Origin of the sequence: Flavobacterium azizsancarii, from assembly GCF_027980145.1 — a bacterium.
Classification (GTDB): Bacteria; Bacteroidota; Bacteroidia; order Flavobacteriales; family Flavobacteriaceae; genus Flavobacterium; species Flavobacterium azizsancarii.
In genome coordinates this window covers 1-18,507 of the sequence record NZ_JAMZNK010000073.1, presented here as the reverse complement: position 1 = coordinate 18,507, position 18,507 = coordinate 1, and the positions used below count along the sequence as shown (strand labels likewise).

Sequence of the window (18,507 nt, the reverse complement as noted above, 5' to 3'; positions counted from 1 at the left end):
AGAAAAGTTTATAGAAGACCATTTTAGCCCAAATTTACATTTTTCAAGAAACACTCTGTAAATCTACTAGTATAATAAAAGAAAGAGGTCGTCTTTTCAGACAACCTCTTTCTTTTTACATCGTCATTTAATACAGAACATTATTTGTCCTAAAAATACTCATATATTTATAAAATATTACACTAATAAATAATGAGAAATCTAAAATATAACTTTGAGTATTTTTGCTTCCCTATCTGGATAGAACAAGATAATGAAAATCCAATTTATGAAAATATTAGCTTAGACTCTTTACCGATTAGCAACCATTTAAAAAATGAAATAAAGGAATTAGAAAACATTTACCAGTCAAAATATAATGACAATTCCCCTCCTGACTCTTATGAATTTGACTTAATAGAAGAAATAATCTATATCAACAGAGTAATTTTATCTGGAAAATTACCGAACGAAGAAATCAGAAATTATTACAATTTAATTTTTGATTTTGATTATTGGAACAAGAGATATAACGAACTTCTAAGTAAATATGCAAAAACAGATAAAACTTAAATCATCCAATAGAACAAGCTCTTGAAACTCCATCAAAGAATGACTCAAAATCTGATTTTACAAAATATTGCTAAACATATTTCGCTTGACGAAAATGAAATCTCTTATTTTCTTTCGATTTTAAAAGAAAAGAAATACCCTAAAAAGAGCATTGTTTTGAAAGAAGGGGAAATTTGCAGAACAATAAATTTTGTACAATCCGGAACTTTAAGGGCATTCTACAGAAATCCCGCAGGAAAAGAATCAACAATCATGTTTGCCATTGCTGACTGGTGGATTACGGATATGTCTTGTTTTATTAATCAACAGCCTGCAATGCTGAATATCGAAACTATCGAAGAAAGCCACATATACCATTTGCAAAAAGAAGATCTGGATGATTTGTATCTTAAAATTCCAAAATTTGAACGTTTTTTCAGGATCATAATGCAAAATGCTTACATAAGAGAACAATTGCGAGTGATTCAAAATCTTTCGCTAACAGCAGAAGAACGTTATTATATATTTCTGGAGAAGTACCCACAAGTTGAAAAACAAGTTACTCAAAAACAAATTGCTTCGTATTTAGGAATCACTCCTGAGTTCTTAAGTATGATACGCGCCAACAAAAATAAACAGGCGCTTTCTTAAACTACATTATTTTTTTGCTGTGATATCTTTACGTGCTTTGTAAAAAATAAACAGATATGCTTATACTTATTGCAGGACCTTATCGCGGCGGCACAAATGACGACCCGAAACTAATTCAACAAAATTTAGAAAAACTAGAAGCTGTAGCGCTTCCTCTATTCAGAATGGGACATTTACCTGTAATTGGCGAATGGCTTGCATTACCACTACTCCATTTAGCCGGCTCAAAACAAATTGGCGACAGTGCCTGGGACGAAATACAATATCCTGTTGCTCATCGGCTTTTAGAAAAATGCGACGCCGTTCTTCGTCTCGAAGGCGAATCGAAAGGAGCTGATAATGATGTTAGAATTGCAGAAGAAAGAGGTTTGAAAATTTATTATCGTTTAGAAGACATTCCAGGTGCAGAGTAAGTAAAACAAAAACATCTAATAGATTTTACCATCTATTAGATGTTTTGCAATTTATCTTATAGTAATTTAGAAAAATCCGGCTTAAAATAGTTTGGCCCTTTCATTACTTTTCCGTCTTCTCTGTAAATTGGTTGTCCGTCTTCGCCAAGCTTACTCATATTACTACGCTGAATTTCATCAAAAACAGCTTCAATTTTTTCCTGTAGTCCGTGCTCTATGATCGTACCACACAAAATATACATCATATCCCCAAGAGCATCAGCGATTTCAACCAAATCATTATTCTGAACCGCTTCAAGATATTCTTCGTTCTCTTCTTTCATTAAATTATAACGAAGTATTTTTTTAGATTCACCCAAATCAGCAATTGGTGTTTGACTGTGACCTATTTTAAAAGCAGTATGAAACTCCGTAACTGCATCAAGTTGTTTCTTCATGATATTATTTACTTAAATGAGATGCCAAATTAGCAACTATTCATATACAATTCTCTAAATTTGTAAAAAATAATTTTTTACTATGTTTAGTCAAGGACAATTAATATTCGCACTCTGTTTTTTTATTGCATTTGTAATCGTAATGATATTCGCTTACCGAAAAGACCTCGCATTACATAAAATTTTCTACAAAGGAAATTATAAAGTATTAATTGCTTTCCTGATCTTTATTGCTCTTTTATTTGTAATCAAATTTTACTTTAAAAGATAGTTTCAAAAAATATTTCTATATTTAGAACACGTATTTCTTAAAGCTGCATAATTAAACCTGACTAAAAACGTTTTATTTAAAGCTTTTTTTGATCAAAATAATTTCACAAAGTGTACTTTTATTGTTGCACGAGTAATGCGACTAGTAATAAAATTTATAACTTTACGACACAAAATCACCGACTCCAATGAAGATTCTAAAATATATATTCCTACTATTATTATTAAGTTTAGTTGCCCTAACCGTTTTTGTTGCTACCCAAAAAGGGATTTTTTCTGTTGAAAGAAGCAAAGTGATCAATTCGCCAAAAACAACGGTTTACAATTATATAAATGATTTTAGAAATTATGAAGATTTTGAGTCGTGGTCAGTAGCTGATCCTTCAATAAAAATGACATTCCCTAATAAAACAGCCGGAAATGGTGCTTCGTATTATTGGACCGGATCTGAGGGAAATGGAAATGCAATTACTCTAAAAACGAAAGAAGGGGAAAGCATTCAGCAAAAAATGAAATACGACGATACGGAAGCAGATGTTAACTGGACGTTTAAAGATACTCTGGGCGGAAAAACTAAAGTTACCTGGAAAGCAAGCGGAACTATGAGTTTCCTATTTAAAGTTTACACTGCTCTTAACGGAGGTTCTGACAAAGTCATTGGAACTATTTACGAAAAAAGCCTTGCAAATATTGACAAAAACCTGGATTACGAAACCAGAACTTTTGCAGTTGAAATGAATGGAGTGGTAAAGAAAACTGAAACACCGTATATTGGACAGACGTTTACAAGTGAAATTCAGAAAGTAAGCAAGAATGCCAGAATTGTAATCCCGAAACTTATCGAGTTTAGCAAAAACAATGGTTTAACTGCCAACGGAAAACCTTTTATTATCTACCACACCTATAACACAGCAACGGGATTAGCCAAAATTTCTATTTGTTTGCCTACAAACAAGGAAATCATGACAACATCAGGGAGTGATATTTCAGGAGGAACATTAAATGGCTTCGAAGGCGTAAAAACAACTCTTAAAGGCGATTACAGCCACATTAATGAAGCAATTACAAAAACCAACAACTTCATAAACAAAGAGAAAATTACACCGGATTTAAGCTGGTCACATCTTGAAATCCTGACTATTAGCAAGCTGGATGTAAAAAGTCCGTCTAAACTAACGACTGAAGTTTATTACCCAATACAGCCTAAAGTTGTTCCGGTTGCTAAAACTCCTGTTTACAGAACAGATGTTGAACCAACTTATGCGGAGCCAACAGAAGCAGATCCTTCAGAGGCACCAAAAACGGCGCCAAAACCAGCTCCAAAACCAAAACCGACTCCTAAACCAGCTCCAAAAACAGAAGAAGAACAGTCAGAATTCTAAAATAATCATGACCGATTAAACCTTTTGTTTAAATTTCATTCTAATAAGATAAATCAAAAAATTTGACAGACGAGAAGGAGTTTATACAACAATTATTAAATCCTAAGACGCAAAATACAGCGTTTCAAAAACTCCTGTCTGATTATCAGAAACCATTGTATTCTCATATTCGAAACATCGTTTTGAATCATGATGATACAGATGATGTTTTGCAAAATACTTTTGTAAAAGTTTTTCAGTATTTAAAAAATTTCAAAGGAGAGAGTAAACTTTTCTCCTGGATGTACCGAATTGCAACCAATGAGGCTTTGACTTTTTTAAATCAAAAAGCAAAACTAAGCGGATTAACTTCTGAAGCATTACAAAATAAAACCATCGACAATCTGAAAGCTGATGTTTATTTTGATGGTGATGAAATACAGATAAAACTTCAAAAAGCTATCGTGACCTTGCCGGAAAAACAGCAATTGGTTTTTAAGATGAAATACTTTGAAGAATTAAAATATGAAGAAATTTCTGAAATCCTCGGAACTTCAGTTGGCGCATTGAAAGCATCTTATCATCATGCTGTAAAAAAAATTGAAATATATGTTACATCAAATTAAACCTTTTGTAACTAAAACTATCTTATAGATATGAAAGCATTTAAATTAGAAAACGAACCGAAGATAACAACTGGATTTAAAGCTCCGGAGCATTACTTTGATGATTTTTCGGAAAAAATTTTACAACAGCTAAAAGACAAAAAAGAAGTAAAAGTAATTCCGATTTATAAACGTAAAAAGGTTCTTTCACTACTTGCCGCAGCTGTAGTTGTTATTGCATTAATGATCCCTATAGTAAATAACTACAATAATACTTCTAAAGATCTTGACGAAGACACTTTAGAGACCTATTTATCCTATCAGTCGAATTTAAATCAATATGATTTAATTAAGGAACTGGATACTAAAGACATCGACAAGCTTAACAAAAATGTTGCCCTTGAACAGGAAACACTCGAAGATATCTTGGCTACAAACCCAAATCTTGAAAATTTAATTTCAGAATAAAATAAAAATATCAAAAGATGAAAATTAAAAATATACTACCGATAATTCTTTTCTTTTTCACTTTATCATTTTATGCACAAAGTGACAAAACAGATGAAAAGCGAGAAAAAATTAAGGCTTATAAAGTTTCTTTTTTAACTACAGAATTAGAACTGACCTCGACAGAAGCGGAGAAATTCTGGCCCATTTATAATGCATATGACGATAAACAATATGAATTGCGTCATGAAAAAATGAAAACTTATCTACGCAAATTAGATGATGACAACATTACTTCAATGTCAGAAAAAGATGCCGCGTTGCTTTTATCACAAATAGAAAGTACTGATAAAGAATTATATCTTTTACGAGATAAGTATACCAGCAATTTGAAAAAGATATTATCCGCAAAGAAAATATTAAAGCTTAAAAAATCTGAAGATGATTTTAATCGTAAATTATTAAAACAATATCGGGATAAAGCAGGCAAAAGCTAATATCAAAAAGAACAACAGCGATGAGAACCCTATATAATAATACTTACTTTATTATTTAGGGTTCTTGTTATTTAAAACGGATTCTGATTACTTTATTATGACCCGCAGCAATTGCCGTATTTCTATTGACAAAGCGAATAGTAAAAAGTTTTGAATCTGTTGATAATTGAGTCCAGTTTTCGCCGCCGTTTTGAGAATACTGAATCCCTTCAGAACCAACGCAGATAATTTCTTTACCATTTCCGCCCGGAACATATTGTACACATGATGCATATCCAAAACCCATTTCCTGACCTATTAACTTCCAGGTATTTCCACCATCAGTTGTAAAAGCTTTATTATCTGTTTTTTTATTTGGAAGCTCATAATCACCTCCTGCAATAAATCCGTGTTTAGCATCATAAAAATCAGCTGTAAAAATACCCGTCATTGCTTTTCCCTGAACAATTGGCGTTTCAATTACTTTCCACGTTTTTGCTTTATCAGGAGAATAAAAAACGCGCGCTTTTTTTCCTCCGGAAACCAGCCAGGTATCATTTCCTTTTATAACAATATTTGAATTACTTGCTGCAAAAGCGGCTTCGCCCTCTGCGTTTGTAGGTAATTTATCTGAGAGTATTTTTGTCCAGGTTTCCCCTCCGTCACGTGTTACAATAATTGAAAAAGTATCTTCTGTCGGGTCACCAATTGCGATTCCCTCCTTATCATTCCAAAATTGCATACTATCGTAAAACACCTTCGGGTTAACTTCTTTATAAACTAATTTAACTTTTTGCGTTTTTTTAGAAACCTGATAAAGCAGTGCAGGATTTCCTACACTCAATAAAAAGACACTTTGAGAATTTTGCGCAATGCTTCTAAATTCTAAGTTTAAAGTATCACGATAAATACGGTCTTCAAACTTCTCTTTTTTATCTAAATCATAATAGCCAAAACGGGAATTATCAGCTCCGTACCAGATTTTATTCTTATCAATTACGATCGCTCTGATACTAATTTTATCCTGAAATAAAGTATCTATTTGTATGGAAGTAAAACCTCCCCATAACGACTTTTTATCATTATGATTCAGCGCTTTAAAAGACATCAACAAAATCAAAGCACCGAAAAACAATATTACTTTTCTCATATATAGTAGGTTTTTTTGTTGCTAAAATACAATTATTTATAACATATAAAATAAGTTCTGTTCTTTTTTCTGGCACAGTAATTGGATATCTCAGAATATTAATCTTAATATGATTTAAAATGAAAACTAAACTACTTTTTATAGCCCTGCTAACATTAGGTTTTAGTTCTGTATCTGTACAGGGACAAACTACTGTTTATGCAAAAAATTCAGATATAAGCGATAACTTAGACTTAAGAGCTGTAGCGTCTATGTTTGGGGAATCAGCGAATCTTCAGGATTTTGAAAGACGTTTGAACGATCCTAAATACCAGATCTCAAATCTTGACTTAAACGGTGATGATCAGGTTGATTATTTACGAGTAATCGAATCTGTAGAAAACAGAACTCACGTTGTAATTATTCAGGCTGTTTTAGATCGCGATGTATATCAGGATATCGCAACAATTGATGTAGAAAGAGACAATTATAATAAAGTTAGCGTACAGGTTGTAGGTAACACCTACTTATACGGGGCCAACTATATTTATGAGCCGGTTTACAGTGTAACTCCTGTGATCTACAACTCGTTCTGGGTAACAAATTACAGACCTTATTACTCAACATGGACATGGAATATATATCCTACTTATTATGCCGCATGGAGACCTTACCCAATTTACAGATACAGAAACAATATTAATGTTTGTATCAACGTAAACAATCATTACAATTATGTAAGCACAAGAAGAAGTTACAGAGCTCCTGTTTTATACGAATCAAGACGCACATATGGTTACGAAACAAGACGTCCTGATTATAGCTTTGCTCAAAGACATTCTAACGTATCAAACAGATATGATCTGGATCAAAGACGTGTAGCAAGTAGAGATTATAACAGAACTCAAAATACTTACAACACTAACAGAACAAGTACAGGAAGAGTTTCATCTACGGATGACAGAACTCCAAACAGAAATTACACTGAAAACAGAAACAGTACTGACAGAAATTACAACACCAACCGTACATCTTCTGCCAGCAGAGATAATTCTTCAAATGTAAATAATCCTGTAAGAGTTGAAAACACTCCAAGAACAGAAAACAGAAGAGATTACAGTCAAAATAATGCGAATGTTTCAAGAGAAAGTTCACAAAACATGAATACCAATAGAGGTTCTGCTACTCAAAGAACAGAAACTCCAAGAAGTTATTCAGAAAACAGAGGAATTTCTGAGAACAGATCAAGCTCAGCAAGAACTCAAAACACACAACGTTCTGAGTCTCCAAGAGCCAGTCAGGAATCAAGAAGCAGCCAGCCACAAAGAGAAAGCGGATCTGGTTCAAGAAGCGCCGGAGGAAGAAGAGGTTAATATTAATTTCGCATTTCCAGATAAAAAACTAAAGCACAATTTAACGATTGTGCTTTTTTTTATCTTTTTAATTATAATTGACTCTAATTTGTTTTAAAACAGTAAATTTGCAACCGTCTTTTATAAAAACATACATGAGCGCATCGCATAAAAACTTACACAGTAAGTTGTCTATAGGGGGTTTATTGATAACATTAGGGATTATTTATGGAGATATCGGTACTTCTCCATTATATGTAATGAAAGCCATACTTGGTGATTACGCCATAAACGCTGACATTGTTCTGGGTGGAATTTCATGTGTTTTTTGGACCTTGACCTTACAAACTACCATAAAGTATGTCCTTATTACTTTAAGCGCTGATAATCACGGCGAAGGCGGTATTTTCGCCTTGTATGCCCTGGTCAAAAAAACAAAAATTCAATGGCTTATTGTACCCGCCATTATTGGAGGAAGTGCTTTGCTTGCCGATGGAATTATAACCCCGCCCATTTCGATATCATCAGCTGTAGAAGGAATTAGAGCGTTTTATCCTACAATGAAAACTGAGACGATTGTTTATATTGTAATCGGAATTCTATTTATTCTATTTACCATACAACAATTTGGAACCAAGCTAGTTGGAAAGTTTTTTGCTCCAATGATGTTAATTTGGTTTGCCATGTTAGGAACTCTGGGAACTATACAAATTATAACTCATCCTGAAGTAATAAAAGCAGTAAATCCTTACTACGCTTACCATTTATTATCTATTCATCCTGACGGTTTCTTCGTACTTGGTTTTGTGTTTTTATGTACTACAGGTGCTGAAGCGCTATACTCTGACATGGGGCACTGCGGAAGAAAAAACATTAGAATAAGCTGGATTTTTGTAAAAACAACTTTAGTTCTGAATTACTTTGGTCAGGCAGCTTATTTAATTCACCATGAAGGAAGTACATTGCAACAACTAGGCGGAGAGAACGGAAACCCTTTCTATTTGATTATGCCGCACTGGTTCCTACCATTCGGGATTGTAGTAGCAACTTTGGCTGCAGTTATTGCTTCTCAGGCACTTATCAGTGGTTCATTTACTTTGATAAACGAAGCAATGCGATTGAATTTCTGGCCTAAAGTAAAAATCAAATATCCTACAGAAGTAAAAGGACAATTGTACATTCCGTCAATCAACTGGTTATTGTTTTTTGGTTGTGTTGGAATTGTTTTACACTTCGAAAAATCAGGAAATATGGAGCATGCCTATGGTCTTGCTATCATTTTATGTATGATCATGACTACTATCTTACTTAATTATTATCTGATAATGAAAAGAGTAAAATTGTATTTGATGGTACCACTTATCACAATTTATTTATTGATCGAATTCAGTTTCTTAATTGCTAACATTACCAAATTTGCAGAAGGTGGTTATGTAACGTTAATCATTGCAATGATTTTGATTTCGATTATGACAATTTGGTATCTAGCCAAAAGAATTAATAAAAGCTATACCAAAATCATCAAAATCGACGATTATAAGAAGGTTTTAATGGAGCTGAGCGAAGATTTATCTATTCCTAAATACGCTACACACCTGGTTTACATGACTAATGCGAATCGTGTGGATGAATTGGAGGAAAAAGTAATCTACTCTATATTACAAAAACGCCCTAAAAGAGCTGATATCTATTGGTTTGTACACGTAAACATTTTGACTGAGCCTTATAAAACTCAATATAAAGTTACTGAGATTGCGAAAGATGACATTTATAGAATCGATTTTAATTTAGGATTTAGAGAACCTACCAAAATCAATTTAATGTTTAGAGAAGTAATTCGTGACATGGTAAAACGTGGCGAAGTAGATATTACGAGCCGTTACGAATCATTGAATAAAAACAATATTATTGGTGACTTTAAATTTGTATTGTCTGAAAAATTCCTTTCGAATGACAATGATTTAAGATGGCACGAAAACATTATAATGAACTCTTATTTCTTTATTAAGAAACTGAGTTTATCTGAAGAAAGAGCATTTGGTCTGGACAGTAGTTCTGTAAAAATAGAAAAATTCCCAATGGTGCTTCACGCTCCGGAAAATATCGGATTGACGAGAATTATAAAATAAATCAATCCTAAAACACATTCAAAAACACTCTTTTAAACATTATTAGAGTGTTTTTTTCTTTTTAAAGGGAAGTTAAAATAACATTCATAATTAAAAATTTAACTTTCAATCAATTAATAGTACCTTTGCAACTCAAATAATTAAAATGAGATTACACAGAAATTTAGTTTATACTACCATCGACTCTTTAAATGCAATTTTCAATGAAGGAGAATATGCAGACAAAGTGGTAGCAAGAGCATTAAAAAAAGACAAACGTTGGGGAAGTTCTGACAGGAAGTTTGTTGCTGAAACGATATACGAAATTGTTCGTTGGAAACGATTATACGCAGAAATTGCCGAAGTAAAAGAACCTTTCGACAGAGAGAATCTATGGAGAATGTTTGCCGTATGGGCAGTTTTAAGAGGTTATCCTATTCCGGATTGGAAACAACTGGAAGGAACTCCTGAAAGAAAAATAAAAGGACGTTTTGATGAACTTTCTAAAGTGAGAGCACTTAAAGAATCTATTCCGGACTGGATGGATGAATTGGGCGTAAAAGAACTTGGCGAAAAAGTTTGGGCTACAGAAATTGCAGCTCAAAATCAACCTGCAAAAGTTATTTTAAGAACCAATACACTTAAAGGAACTAAGGAAAACCTAAGAAACACGTTGATGGATTTGAATATTGAAACAGAATATTTAAAAGATCAACCTGAAGCTTTAGTCTTAAAAGAAAGAGCAAACGTATTCTTAACTGACGCTTTTAAACAGGGACTTTTTGAAGTTCAGGATGCAAACTCACAATTGGTTGCCGGTTTTCTTGATGTAAAACCAGGAATGCGTATTGTTGATACATGCGCAGGAGCCGGAGGAAAAACATTGCATATTGCTTCTTTAATGGAAAATAAAGGACAATTGATTGCAATGGATTTGTATGAAAGCAAACTAAAACAATTAAAATTAAGAGCTAAAAGAAATGGTGCTTTTAATATTGAATACAGAATTATTGACACAACAAAAGTGATCAAAAAATTACACGAAAAAGCAGATCGTGTATTAATTGATGCGCCTTGTAGTGGTTTAGGAGTTCTAAAAAGAAATCCTGATGCTAAGTGGAAATTAAAACCTGAGTTTATTGATAACATCCGTAAAGTACAGGCAGAAGTTTTAGAAAGTTATTCTAAAATTGTAAAACCAGGCGGGAAATTAGTATATGCAACTTGTTCTGTTTTACCATCTGAAAATCAGGAGCAAATAGAAAAATTCTTAAAAACTGAAATCGGAAAACAATTTACGTTCATAAAAGACCGTAAAATTTTAGCTTCAGAATCAGGTTTCGACGGATTTTATATGGCGTTGTTAGAACGTAAAAATGCTGTAATTGCTGAATAACAAATAAAATATATTTTTAAAAAATCCCAAATTTCAATTTTACAATTGTAATTTGGGATTTTTATTTTGGGAATACCTTAAACTAAACTTGGTTTACGCAATAACTTCCCATTCTCGTTTTCCTTAAATTTTGGAACAAAAACAATTTCTTTCGGTTTTTCGTATTTATCCAGAACATCAAAAAAGTCCGCAGCAAATTCTTGCTTTTCTCCTTCGATAACCAAAATTAATTTTTCTCCTAAAATAGTATCAGGAACTCCCGTAACAAAGAATCTATTCGTTATCTTGTTAATTAATTTCGCTTCTATCTGCTCGGGAATTAACTTCACTCCTCCACTATTTACAACATTGTCGATTCTTCCCAGAAAAATAAATTGATTTTCTCTTATTAAATCGACCAAATCATTGGTTACAATAGGCTCATCAGAAATACTCGCCAATTTAATAACCAAACATCCCCGATCATCCTGAGCAATCTTTACATTAGGCAAAACAGTAAAAACATTTTCTCCTACCTTTCTCGCAGCGATATGAGTAATCGTTTCAGTCATACCATAAGTTTCATAAACTTCTGTCTTTAATGGTAAAACTTTTTCTTCGAGAGCAGCATCCATTTTTGCCCCGCCCACAATTAATTTCTTTACATTTTTTAAGGCCGCAGTAGAATTATGAACCTGTAAAGGCACCATTGCAACAAAATCATATACTTTATCATTAAATGCTAATGGTTGCGTACTTGGCTCTGTAATATCTAACTCAAGACCTAAAATCAAGCTTCGAACCAGCATCATTTTACCGGCAATAAACTTTACAGGCAAACAAAGTAAAGCCTTGTTTCCTGGCTCTAATTCAAAAAAATCTCCCGTAGCCAAAGCCGATTGAATCATGGCTTGTTTTTCTAATTGCACCAATTTAGGAAGCCCGGTTGTTCCGGAAGTTCTCATTTCGATATAATCCTTATCATCGAACCAATCGAGTAAAAACTCTCCTATCGCCTGCTCGTTGCCATCACCTTCTTTTATATAATCATAAGCAACACGGCGCACCTCGTCTGCGTTTAAATGAAATCCATCTATTTTAAAATAATTATGGACATTTTTGTGTGTTAATTTTGACATATTATTATTGATTTGAAATTTCTACAACATTTATTTTACCTGTTAATTTTTCTTTCCAGTTAGTCCAATTGTATTTTTTACTAAAGATAAAAAGCAAAATAGGATAAATCACTACAACTGGCAATATAACATCCAAACCCGCGGAAGGTTCTGACATATCTTTGAAAAGGGAATGTGTCTGAAAAACAGACCAATCTGAAGTAACCAATATAGCGCCAATCAAATTATTTGCAGCATGAAACCCTAATGCCAGCTCTATTCCTTCATCCATAAGAGTGATGACACCTAAAAACAAGCCGGTTCCTATATAATAAACCATTATAACGTAACCCATTTTTGCAACTTCAGGATTAAAAATGTGCATCGATCCAAAGATGATCGATGTCATCAACAACGGAAACCATTTGTTTTGAGCCAAATTAGCAAATCCCTGCATCAAATATCCTCTAAAAACATATTCTTCTGTACTCGTTTGTATTGGTATTAATATCGCCCCAATAACAACCAAAATCAAAAACGGAACCGGTTTAAAATTCCAGATAAAATTTTCGGGAGAATTAAAATACACAACCAGAAAACTTACTAATGTAAAGAAAGACCATAAAAGGAATGAAAAACCAATACGTTTCCAATCTACTTTTTTTCTAGATGTCATAACCGATAAAAATGTTTGATGATGCAAATACTTCACCACAAAATAAATTCCCAAAAGTGCAAAAGCAAAAGAAATCATCACCAAAAACAAAGTAAGATTAGGTTCGAATATTTTCATAACAGCAGCATTGTCTGTTGGAAAATCCTCTTTCTTGACAATACTTTTATACAATACTGCAATCGAAAAAGGAATTTGACCAATAAACGATGCGATAATAATCAAAACTGATCCTATAAGATATAGCCAAAATTTATTTTGAGGTTTAATTCCTTGTTCTAAAAACATATTTATAATAATTTAAAAATGAGAATTCGATTTAATAAGTAAACCTTATTTTTGCTCTTGCTAAAATACCTAATTTTAGTTTAATTATCTTACAACATATTTTAAATATCTCAAAATGATACAAATTTATCATAATCCACGTTGCGGCAAATCCAGGAACTGTCTGGCATTCATACAACAAACAAATCAGGAATATCAAATTATTCCCTACCTGACAGAAACCCCAACTTTTAATGAGCTAAAAGAACTTCTTAAAAAGCTTAATCTCGAACCTCTTGAATTAGTCCGAATCAAAGAAAAAATCTGGATCGAAAACTATAAAGGAAAAGAACTAAGTAACGATCAGATTATTCAGGCTATGATTGATAATCCAATCCTGATCGAACGTCCAATCGTTGTAAAAGACGGAAAAGCTATTATTGGAAGAGATCCTGATCTTGTAGCGGCTTTTTTAGACTGATTATAAAGAATCAAATTAACATATTTTTGTGATTTCCCTCTTTAAACCAAAAGGTACATTTGTGGTCTAAAATAAAAAGAAACCAAAAATATAATGAAAAAAATCAAATTTGCTGTATTGCTTGTATTGCTATTTACAAGTTTTTACAATTATGCCCAACAAGGACCACCTGCTAAAAACAAAGTAAAAGTTACCGGGAAAGTTTTCGAAAAAATAAGCAAACAACCTCTTGAATATGCAACAATATCAATTACTGCTCCAAATGACACAAAAGTTATTGCTGGAGGAATTACTAATCCAAAAGGTGAATTTGATGTAGCGGTTGCTCCGGGAACTTATGATATAAAGATTGAATTCATTTCGTTTAAGCCAACTTTAATCAAAGGAAAGAGCATTCAGGGCGATACCAACTTAGGAGTTGTTAATCTATCTGAAGATGCAGCACAATTAAATGAAGTTGTAATTCGTGCCGAAAAATCGACGGTAGAAATAAAACTGGACAAAAAAGTATACAATGTTGGACAGGATATGATGGTTAAAGGCGGAACTGTAAGCGACGTTTTAGACAATGTTCCATCAGTTTCTGTTGATACTGAAGGAAATGTAAGTTTAAGAGGAAGTGACAACATTAGAATTTTAATTGACGGAAGACCTTCAAACGCTATTAATGTTGCAGAAGCTTTACGCCAATTGCCCGCCGATGCTATTGATAAAGTAGAAGTAATTACAAACCCGTCTGCTCGTTATGACGCGGAAGGTGGTTCAGGATTAATTAACATTATTCTAAAAAAAGGAAAAAACCAGGGCTTTAACGGAACTTTTATTGCCTCAACAGGAATTCCTGAGACTTATGGCTTAAGTGGGAACCTAAACTACAAAACCGAAAAATTAAATTATTTTACGACTGCGGGTTACAACTACAGAACTAACGAAGGCGGCGGATTAACCAATACGGAATATCTTAATGCTAACGGAACTCCTAAAGGTTATTTAGACGAAAATCGTGATACCAAAAGAACTAACGAGGGATTTAATGGAAGAGCAGGTATAGAATGGACAGTTGCCCCCAATACTTTTTGGACAAATGCCATTAATTACCAAAAAAATAGTGGTGATACCAGAGACTTAATCAATTATTATAATTATGATGCCGCCCATGCTTATACCGGTACATCATACCGTTTAAACAATGGAAATACAGGAAGCGAAAATGTAGAATATACTTCGAATTTGATCAAAAACTTCAACGATAAGGGACATAAACTTACCGCTGATTTATCGATTTCAAGAAATACAGATGACAGCAACAGTATTATTACAACTTCACCTAATTTTAATAACACGTTAAACGATCAGGTTCAAAAACAAATACAAGTTCAGGCTGATTATGTTCTGCCATTAGGCGAAGGAAGCCAGTTCGAAGCGGGATATAAAGGTAGTTTTGGAGACCTGAACAACCAATATCTAATCACTGATGGGGCAGGTGTCAAAGATGATAACTTATCAAACACTTTAGAGTACAAAGAAAACATAAACGCGGTATATACCCAGTACGGCTTTAAGGTTAATAAATTCTCTTATTTATTTGGATTACGTTGGGAAGACACCAATATTCAGGTTAACTTACTAGACACTAATGAGTTTAATACTAAGAAATACAACAATTTATTCCCTAGTGCTTTTATTAGTTACGAAATATCAGATCAGAGCAACTTTACTGCCAGCTACAGTAAACGTTTAACAAGACCTAGAGGTCGTTTCATGAATCCTGCAACAAATTACTCGAGCAATATTAATATTTTTCAGGGAAATCCGGATTTAGATCCTTCTTTAACTGACAAATATGATATTGGATACATTAAACGTTGGGATAAATTGACTTTTAATACTTCTGCTTATTTCGAAAACACAAAAGACGTTTTTAGTTTCGTACGAACTCCAAACGGTGACACAGTAGATGGAATTCCAGTTATTTTAAGCAGACCAATTAACTTAGGAAGAGAGCAAAAATATGGTTTCGAATTTACACTGAATTATACACCATTTAAGAAATGGAGAGTAAACAGTAACTTCAACCTTTATAACGTAAAAACAACGGGAGAAAATACGTATACCGATACGAACGGAAATGTGGTTGTGCAAAATCTAAATAACCAAGCTAATACCTGGTTTGCCAGAATCAACTCAAAATTAACGTTACCATACAAAATCGACTGGCAATTAAGCGGAGTCTACAATGGAGAGCAAAAAACTGCTCAGGGTAAAAACCTTGGACAATTTGCAATGAACACTGCTTTTAGTAAAGATGTACTAAAAGACAAAGCGACTGTTGCATTCAACATTAGCGATATCTTTAACTCAAGAATCATGAGGTCATACACTTACCTGCAGAATGATACAACTCTTGAGAGCCAGACATCATATAGCGAAATGCAATTCCGTAAACGTCAATTCAACTTATCTTTCACTTATCGTTTTAACAAACCTAAAACCGAAAGAGAGAAACCGGGAGCACCTAAAAATGAAGGTGATGGTGGGGGAGATTTTCCCGGATAACATAAATTAAAATTTCAATAAAAAAATTCCAAATTCCAATTCCAGACTTAATGATTAAGTTCTAAAAAATTGGAATTTGGATTTTTTTATTTTTGGGATTTTGTATTTTAAATTTATTTGCATAAAAAAAAGGACTCGTAAAACGGGTCCTTTTTTTATGAAGTCAACTTAAAATTAAATTGCTTGTTCTGCTTTTTTCTTTGCTCTTTTCTCTTTGATAAGTTCCCAGCTCGCTCCCGTAACCCAATAAGATACGAAACCAACCAAGAAAAACATCAACCAAAACCCTATAGTTAGTATGGTCAAGAAAAGTAAAAAGCCTAAGTACTGTGAAAATTCAAACATGTTTTCCGGAATTTTTGAATGTAAGCACAAATGTAGGTCTTATATTTTTCCTTAGCAATAAAATCCAAATCAATTTTTATAAAATCATAATAATCCGTATATTTAAACTCATTTTAAATAAGCTTTTTTTGCCATGATTAATTCCTTTATAATCAAACAATCTAAAAAAGAAGAAGATAAGTGTTTTCAGGAGCTATTTCCTGCTGTACGCTATATCTTTTATGGCGAACCCCGCCATAAAAGGATGTCGCTCCCATCAGTGCTAGGAAAACCGTTTTTATAAGAAGTTTCAATCATAAAGAAAAAAAATCAGTTCTAATTAGCGTTTTTACGAAGTAGACCGGTTTCATCTGCGACTTATTTACCATACTATTTTACCAATTACACATATAACATTTTACAAAAAACATCATGAAATACAGAATAGAAAAAGACACAATGGGCGAAGTACAAGTCCCTGCAGACAAATACTGGGGCGCACAAACAGAACGTTCCCGAAACAATTTCAGAATTGGAACTTCGGCATCTATGCCACAAGAAATCATAGAAGGCTTTGCTTATCTAAAAAAAGCAGCAGCTTATGCCAATGCTGATCTAGGTGTTTTGCCAGCCGAAAAAAGAGATGCAATTGCAGCAGTTTGCGACGAAATTCTGGCCGGACAATTAAAAGATGAATTCCCGTTGGTAATTTGGCAAACCGGTTCAGGAACTCAAAGCAACATGAATGTAAACGAAGTGGTTGCCAATCGCGCACAAGTTCTTAAAGGTTTCAATATTGGCGAAGGCGAGCCCTTTATCAAAGCCAACGATGATGTAAACAAATCTCAGTCATCAAATGATACTTTCCCGACGGCTATGCACATTGCAGCTTACAAAATGGTTATTGAAACTACCATTCCGGGAGTCGAAAAACTACACGCAACTTTAGCTGCAAAAGCAACCGAATTCAAAGATGTTGTAAAAATAGGCCGTACACATCTTATGGATGCAACTCCCCTCACGCTTGGTCAGGAAATTTCAGGATATTCAGCTCAATTGTCTTTTGGACTAAAAGCACTTAAAAATACTTTAGCACATTTATCCGAAATAGCATTGGGCGGAACCGCAGTAGGAACCGGATTAAATACTCCAAAAGGATACGACGTAAAAGTCGCTGAATATATTGCAAAGTTCACGAAATTACCTTTCGTTACAGCCGAGAATAAATTTGAAGCTCTGGCTGCACACGATGCAATTGTCGAAACACACGGCGCTTTAAAACAATTGGCTGTTTCATTAAATAAAATAGCAAACGATATTAGAATGTTAGCTTCCGGGCCTCGCTCTGGAATTGGAGAAATTCATATTCCTGAAAATGAACCGGGATCATCAATAATGCCGGGAAAAGTAAACCCAACACAATGTGAGGCTTTAACCATGGTTTGCGCACAAATAATAGGAAACGATATAGCAATCGCCATTGGCGGAATGCAGGGACATTATGAATTGAATGTTTTTAAACCTGTAATGGCTGCTAATTTCCTTCAGTCAGCAAGATTATTAGGTGATGCTTGCATTTCATTCGACGAGCATTGTGCTCAGGGAATCGAACCCAACTACAAACGTATCAAAGAATTGGTCGACAATTCATTGATGTTGGTTACCGCTTTGAACACAAAAATAGGCTATTACAAAGCTGCCGAAATTGCTCAGACCGCACACAAAAACGGAACGACCCTAAAAGACGAAGCCGTACGTTTGGGTTATGTAACTCCGGAAGACTTCGATGCCTGGGTAAAACCGGAAGAGATGGTGTAGAAAAAGTCGCAGTCGCAGTCGCAGTCGCAGTCGCAGTCGCAGTCGCAGTCGCAGTCGCAGTCGCAGTCGCAGTCGCAGTCGCAGTCGCAGTCGCAGTCGCAGTCGCAGTCGCAGT

Annotated in this window: 19 protein-coding genes; 14 read left to right on the top strand and 5 right to left on the bottom strand. The window is 33.9% G+C overall.

Annotation, left to right across the window (positions count from 1 at the left end):
- Positions 1-192 precede the first annotated feature (192 nt).
- Genes NJT12_RS23840 through NJT12_RS23830 form a run of 3 tightly spaced genes read left to right on the top strand, consistent with a single transcriptional unit; the run spans position 193 to position 1,595 of the window.
- Complete coding sequence (locus NJT12_RS23840) at positions 193-552, top strand: hypothetical protein (protein WP_271338609.1); 360 nt, start codon at positions 193-195, stop codon at positions 550-552.
- Between the two features lie 39 nt (positions 553-591).
- Positions 592-1,182, top strand: coding sequence for a Crp/Fnr family transcriptional regulator (locus NJT12_RS23835; protein WP_271338608.1), 591 nt, complete (start codon positions 592-594; stop codon positions 1,180-1,182).
- Between the two features lie 56 nt (positions 1,183-1,238).
- On the top strand, positions 1,239-1,595 hold the full coding sequence (locus NJT12_RS23830; protein WP_271338607.1) for a DUF4406 domain-containing protein: 357 nt from the start codon (positions 1,239-1,241) through the stop codon (positions 1,593-1,595).
- 56 nt (positions 1,596-1,651) lie between these two features.
- On the opposite strand, the gene NJT12_RS23825 is transcribed toward NJT12_RS23830, so the two are convergent.
- Positions 1,652-2,032, bottom strand: coding sequence for a nucleoside triphosphate pyrophosphohydrolase family protein (locus NJT12_RS23825; RefSeq protein WP_271338606.1), 381 nt, complete (start codon positions 2,030-2,032; stop codon positions 1,652-1,654).
- 82 nt (positions 2,033-2,114) lie between these two features.
- Here NJT12_RS23825 and NJT12_RS23820 point away from each other — a divergent pair, with 82 nt between their 5' ends.
- The 5 genes from NJT12_RS23820 (at position 2,115) to NJT12_RS23800 (ending at position 5,212) form a co-directional block, all read left to right on the top strand.
- A complete protein-coding gene (locus NJT12_RS23820; protein ID WP_244860567.1) occupies positions 2,115-2,303 on the top strand; it encodes a hypothetical protein in 189 nt (62 codons plus the stop codon).
- 187 nt (positions 2,304-2,490) lie between these two features.
- Complete coding sequence (locus NJT12_RS23815) at positions 2,491-3,684, top strand: SRPBCC family protein (RefSeq protein ID WP_271338605.1); 1,194 nt, start codon at positions 2,491-2,493, stop codon at positions 3,682-3,684.
- Between the two features lie 62 nt (positions 3,685-3,746).
- Positions 3,747-4,289, top strand: coding sequence for an RNA polymerase sigma factor (locus NJT12_RS23810; RefSeq protein WP_271338604.1), 543 nt, complete (start codon positions 3,747-3,749; stop codon positions 4,287-4,289).
- A 30-nt stretch (positions 4,290-4,319) separates the two neighbouring features.
- Positions 4,320-4,736 (top strand): hypothetical protein, encoded by a 417-nt coding sequence (locus NJT12_RS23805; protein WP_271338603.1) that lies wholly within the window; start codon positions 4,320-4,322, stop codon positions 4,734-4,736.
- Between the two features lie 17 nt (positions 4,737-4,753).
- Positions 4,754-5,212, top strand: a complete 459-nt coding sequence (locus NJT12_RS23800; RefSeq protein WP_271338602.1) for a sensor of ECF-type sigma factor — start codon at positions 4,754-4,756, stop codon at positions 5,210-5,212.
- Between the two features lie 67 nt (positions 5,213-5,279).
- Here NJT12_RS23800 and NJT12_RS23795 read toward each other — a convergent pair whose 3' ends face one another.
- Complete coding sequence (locus NJT12_RS23795) at positions 5,280-6,341, bottom strand: beta propeller repeat protein (protein WP_271338601.1); 1,062 nt, start codon at positions 6,339-6,341, stop codon at positions 5,280-5,282.
- A 119-nt stretch (positions 6,342-6,460) separates the two neighbouring features.
- Between NJT12_RS23795 and NJT12_RS23790 the strand changes: the two genes are divergently transcribed.
- The 3 genes from NJT12_RS23790 (at position 6,461) to NJT12_RS23780 (ending at position 11,176) form a co-directional block, all read left to right on the top strand.
- Complete coding sequence (locus tag NJT12_RS23790) at positions 6,461-7,693, top strand: hypothetical protein (protein ID WP_271338600.1); 1,233 nt, start codon at positions 6,461-6,463, stop codon at positions 7,691-7,693.
- Between the two features lie 134 nt (positions 7,694-7,827).
- Positions 7,828-9,801 carry a KUP/HAK/KT family potassium transporter gene (locus tag NJT12_RS23785; RefSeq protein ID WP_271338599.1) on the top strand — a complete coding sequence of 658 codons (1,974 nt, stop codon included), beginning with the start codon at positions 7,828-7,830 and terminating at the stop codon, positions 9,799-9,801.
- A 145-nt stretch (positions 9,802-9,946) separates the two neighbouring features.
- Positions 9,947-11,176 (top strand): RsmB/NOP family class I SAM-dependent RNA methyltransferase, encoded by a 1,230-nt coding sequence (locus tag NJT12_RS23780; protein ID WP_271338598.1) that lies wholly within the window; start codon positions 9,947-9,949, stop codon positions 11,174-11,176.
- A gap of 77 nt (positions 11,177-11,253) precedes the next feature.
- On the opposite strand, the gene NJT12_RS23775 is transcribed toward NJT12_RS23780, so the two are convergent.
- On the bottom strand, positions 11,254-12,294 hold the full coding sequence (locus NJT12_RS23775; RefSeq protein ID WP_271338597.1) for an AMP-binding protein: 1,041 nt from the start codon (positions 12,292-12,294) through the stop codon (positions 11,254-11,256).
- Between the two features lie 4 nt (positions 12,295-12,298).
- Complete coding sequence (locus NJT12_RS23770) at positions 12,299-13,234, bottom strand: CPBP family intramembrane glutamic endopeptidase (RefSeq protein WP_271338596.1); 936 nt, start codon at positions 13,232-13,234, stop codon at positions 12,299-12,301.
- A 115-nt stretch (positions 13,235-13,349) separates the two neighbouring features.
- On the opposite strand from NJT12_RS23770, the gene arsC reads away from it, so the two are divergent.
- Together arsC and NJT12_RS23760 are read left to right on the top strand one after the other, a co-directional pair.
- On the top strand, positions 13,350-13,694 hold the full coding sequence (arsC, locus tag NJT12_RS23765) for an arsenate reductase (glutaredoxin) (RefSeq protein WP_271338595.1): 345 nt from the start codon (positions 13,350-13,352) through the stop codon (positions 13,692-13,694).
- A 93-nt stretch (positions 13,695-13,787) separates the two neighbouring features.
- On the top strand, positions 13,788-16,250 hold the full coding sequence (locus NJT12_RS23760) for a TonB-dependent receptor (RefSeq protein ID WP_271338594.1): 2,463 nt from the start codon (positions 13,788-13,790) through the stop codon (positions 16,248-16,250).
- 174 nt (positions 16,251-16,424) lie between these two features.
- Here the strand turns inward: NJT12_RS23760 and NJT12_RS23755 are convergent, their stop codons facing one another.
- Positions 16,425-16,595, bottom strand: a complete 171-nt coding sequence (locus NJT12_RS23755; RefSeq protein ID WP_194615743.1) for a hypothetical protein — start codon at positions 16,593-16,595, stop codon at positions 16,425-16,427.
- A 411-nt stretch (positions 16,596-17,006) separates the two neighbouring features.
- Here NJT12_RS23755 and fumC point away from each other — a divergent pair, with 411 nt between their 5' ends.
- Positions 17,007-18,392 (top strand): class II fumarate hydratase, encoded by a 1,386-nt coding sequence (gene fumC / locus NJT12_RS23750; protein WP_271338593.1) that lies wholly within the window; start codon positions 17,007-17,009, stop codon positions 18,390-18,392.
- Positions 18,393-18,507 lie beyond the last annotated feature (115 nt).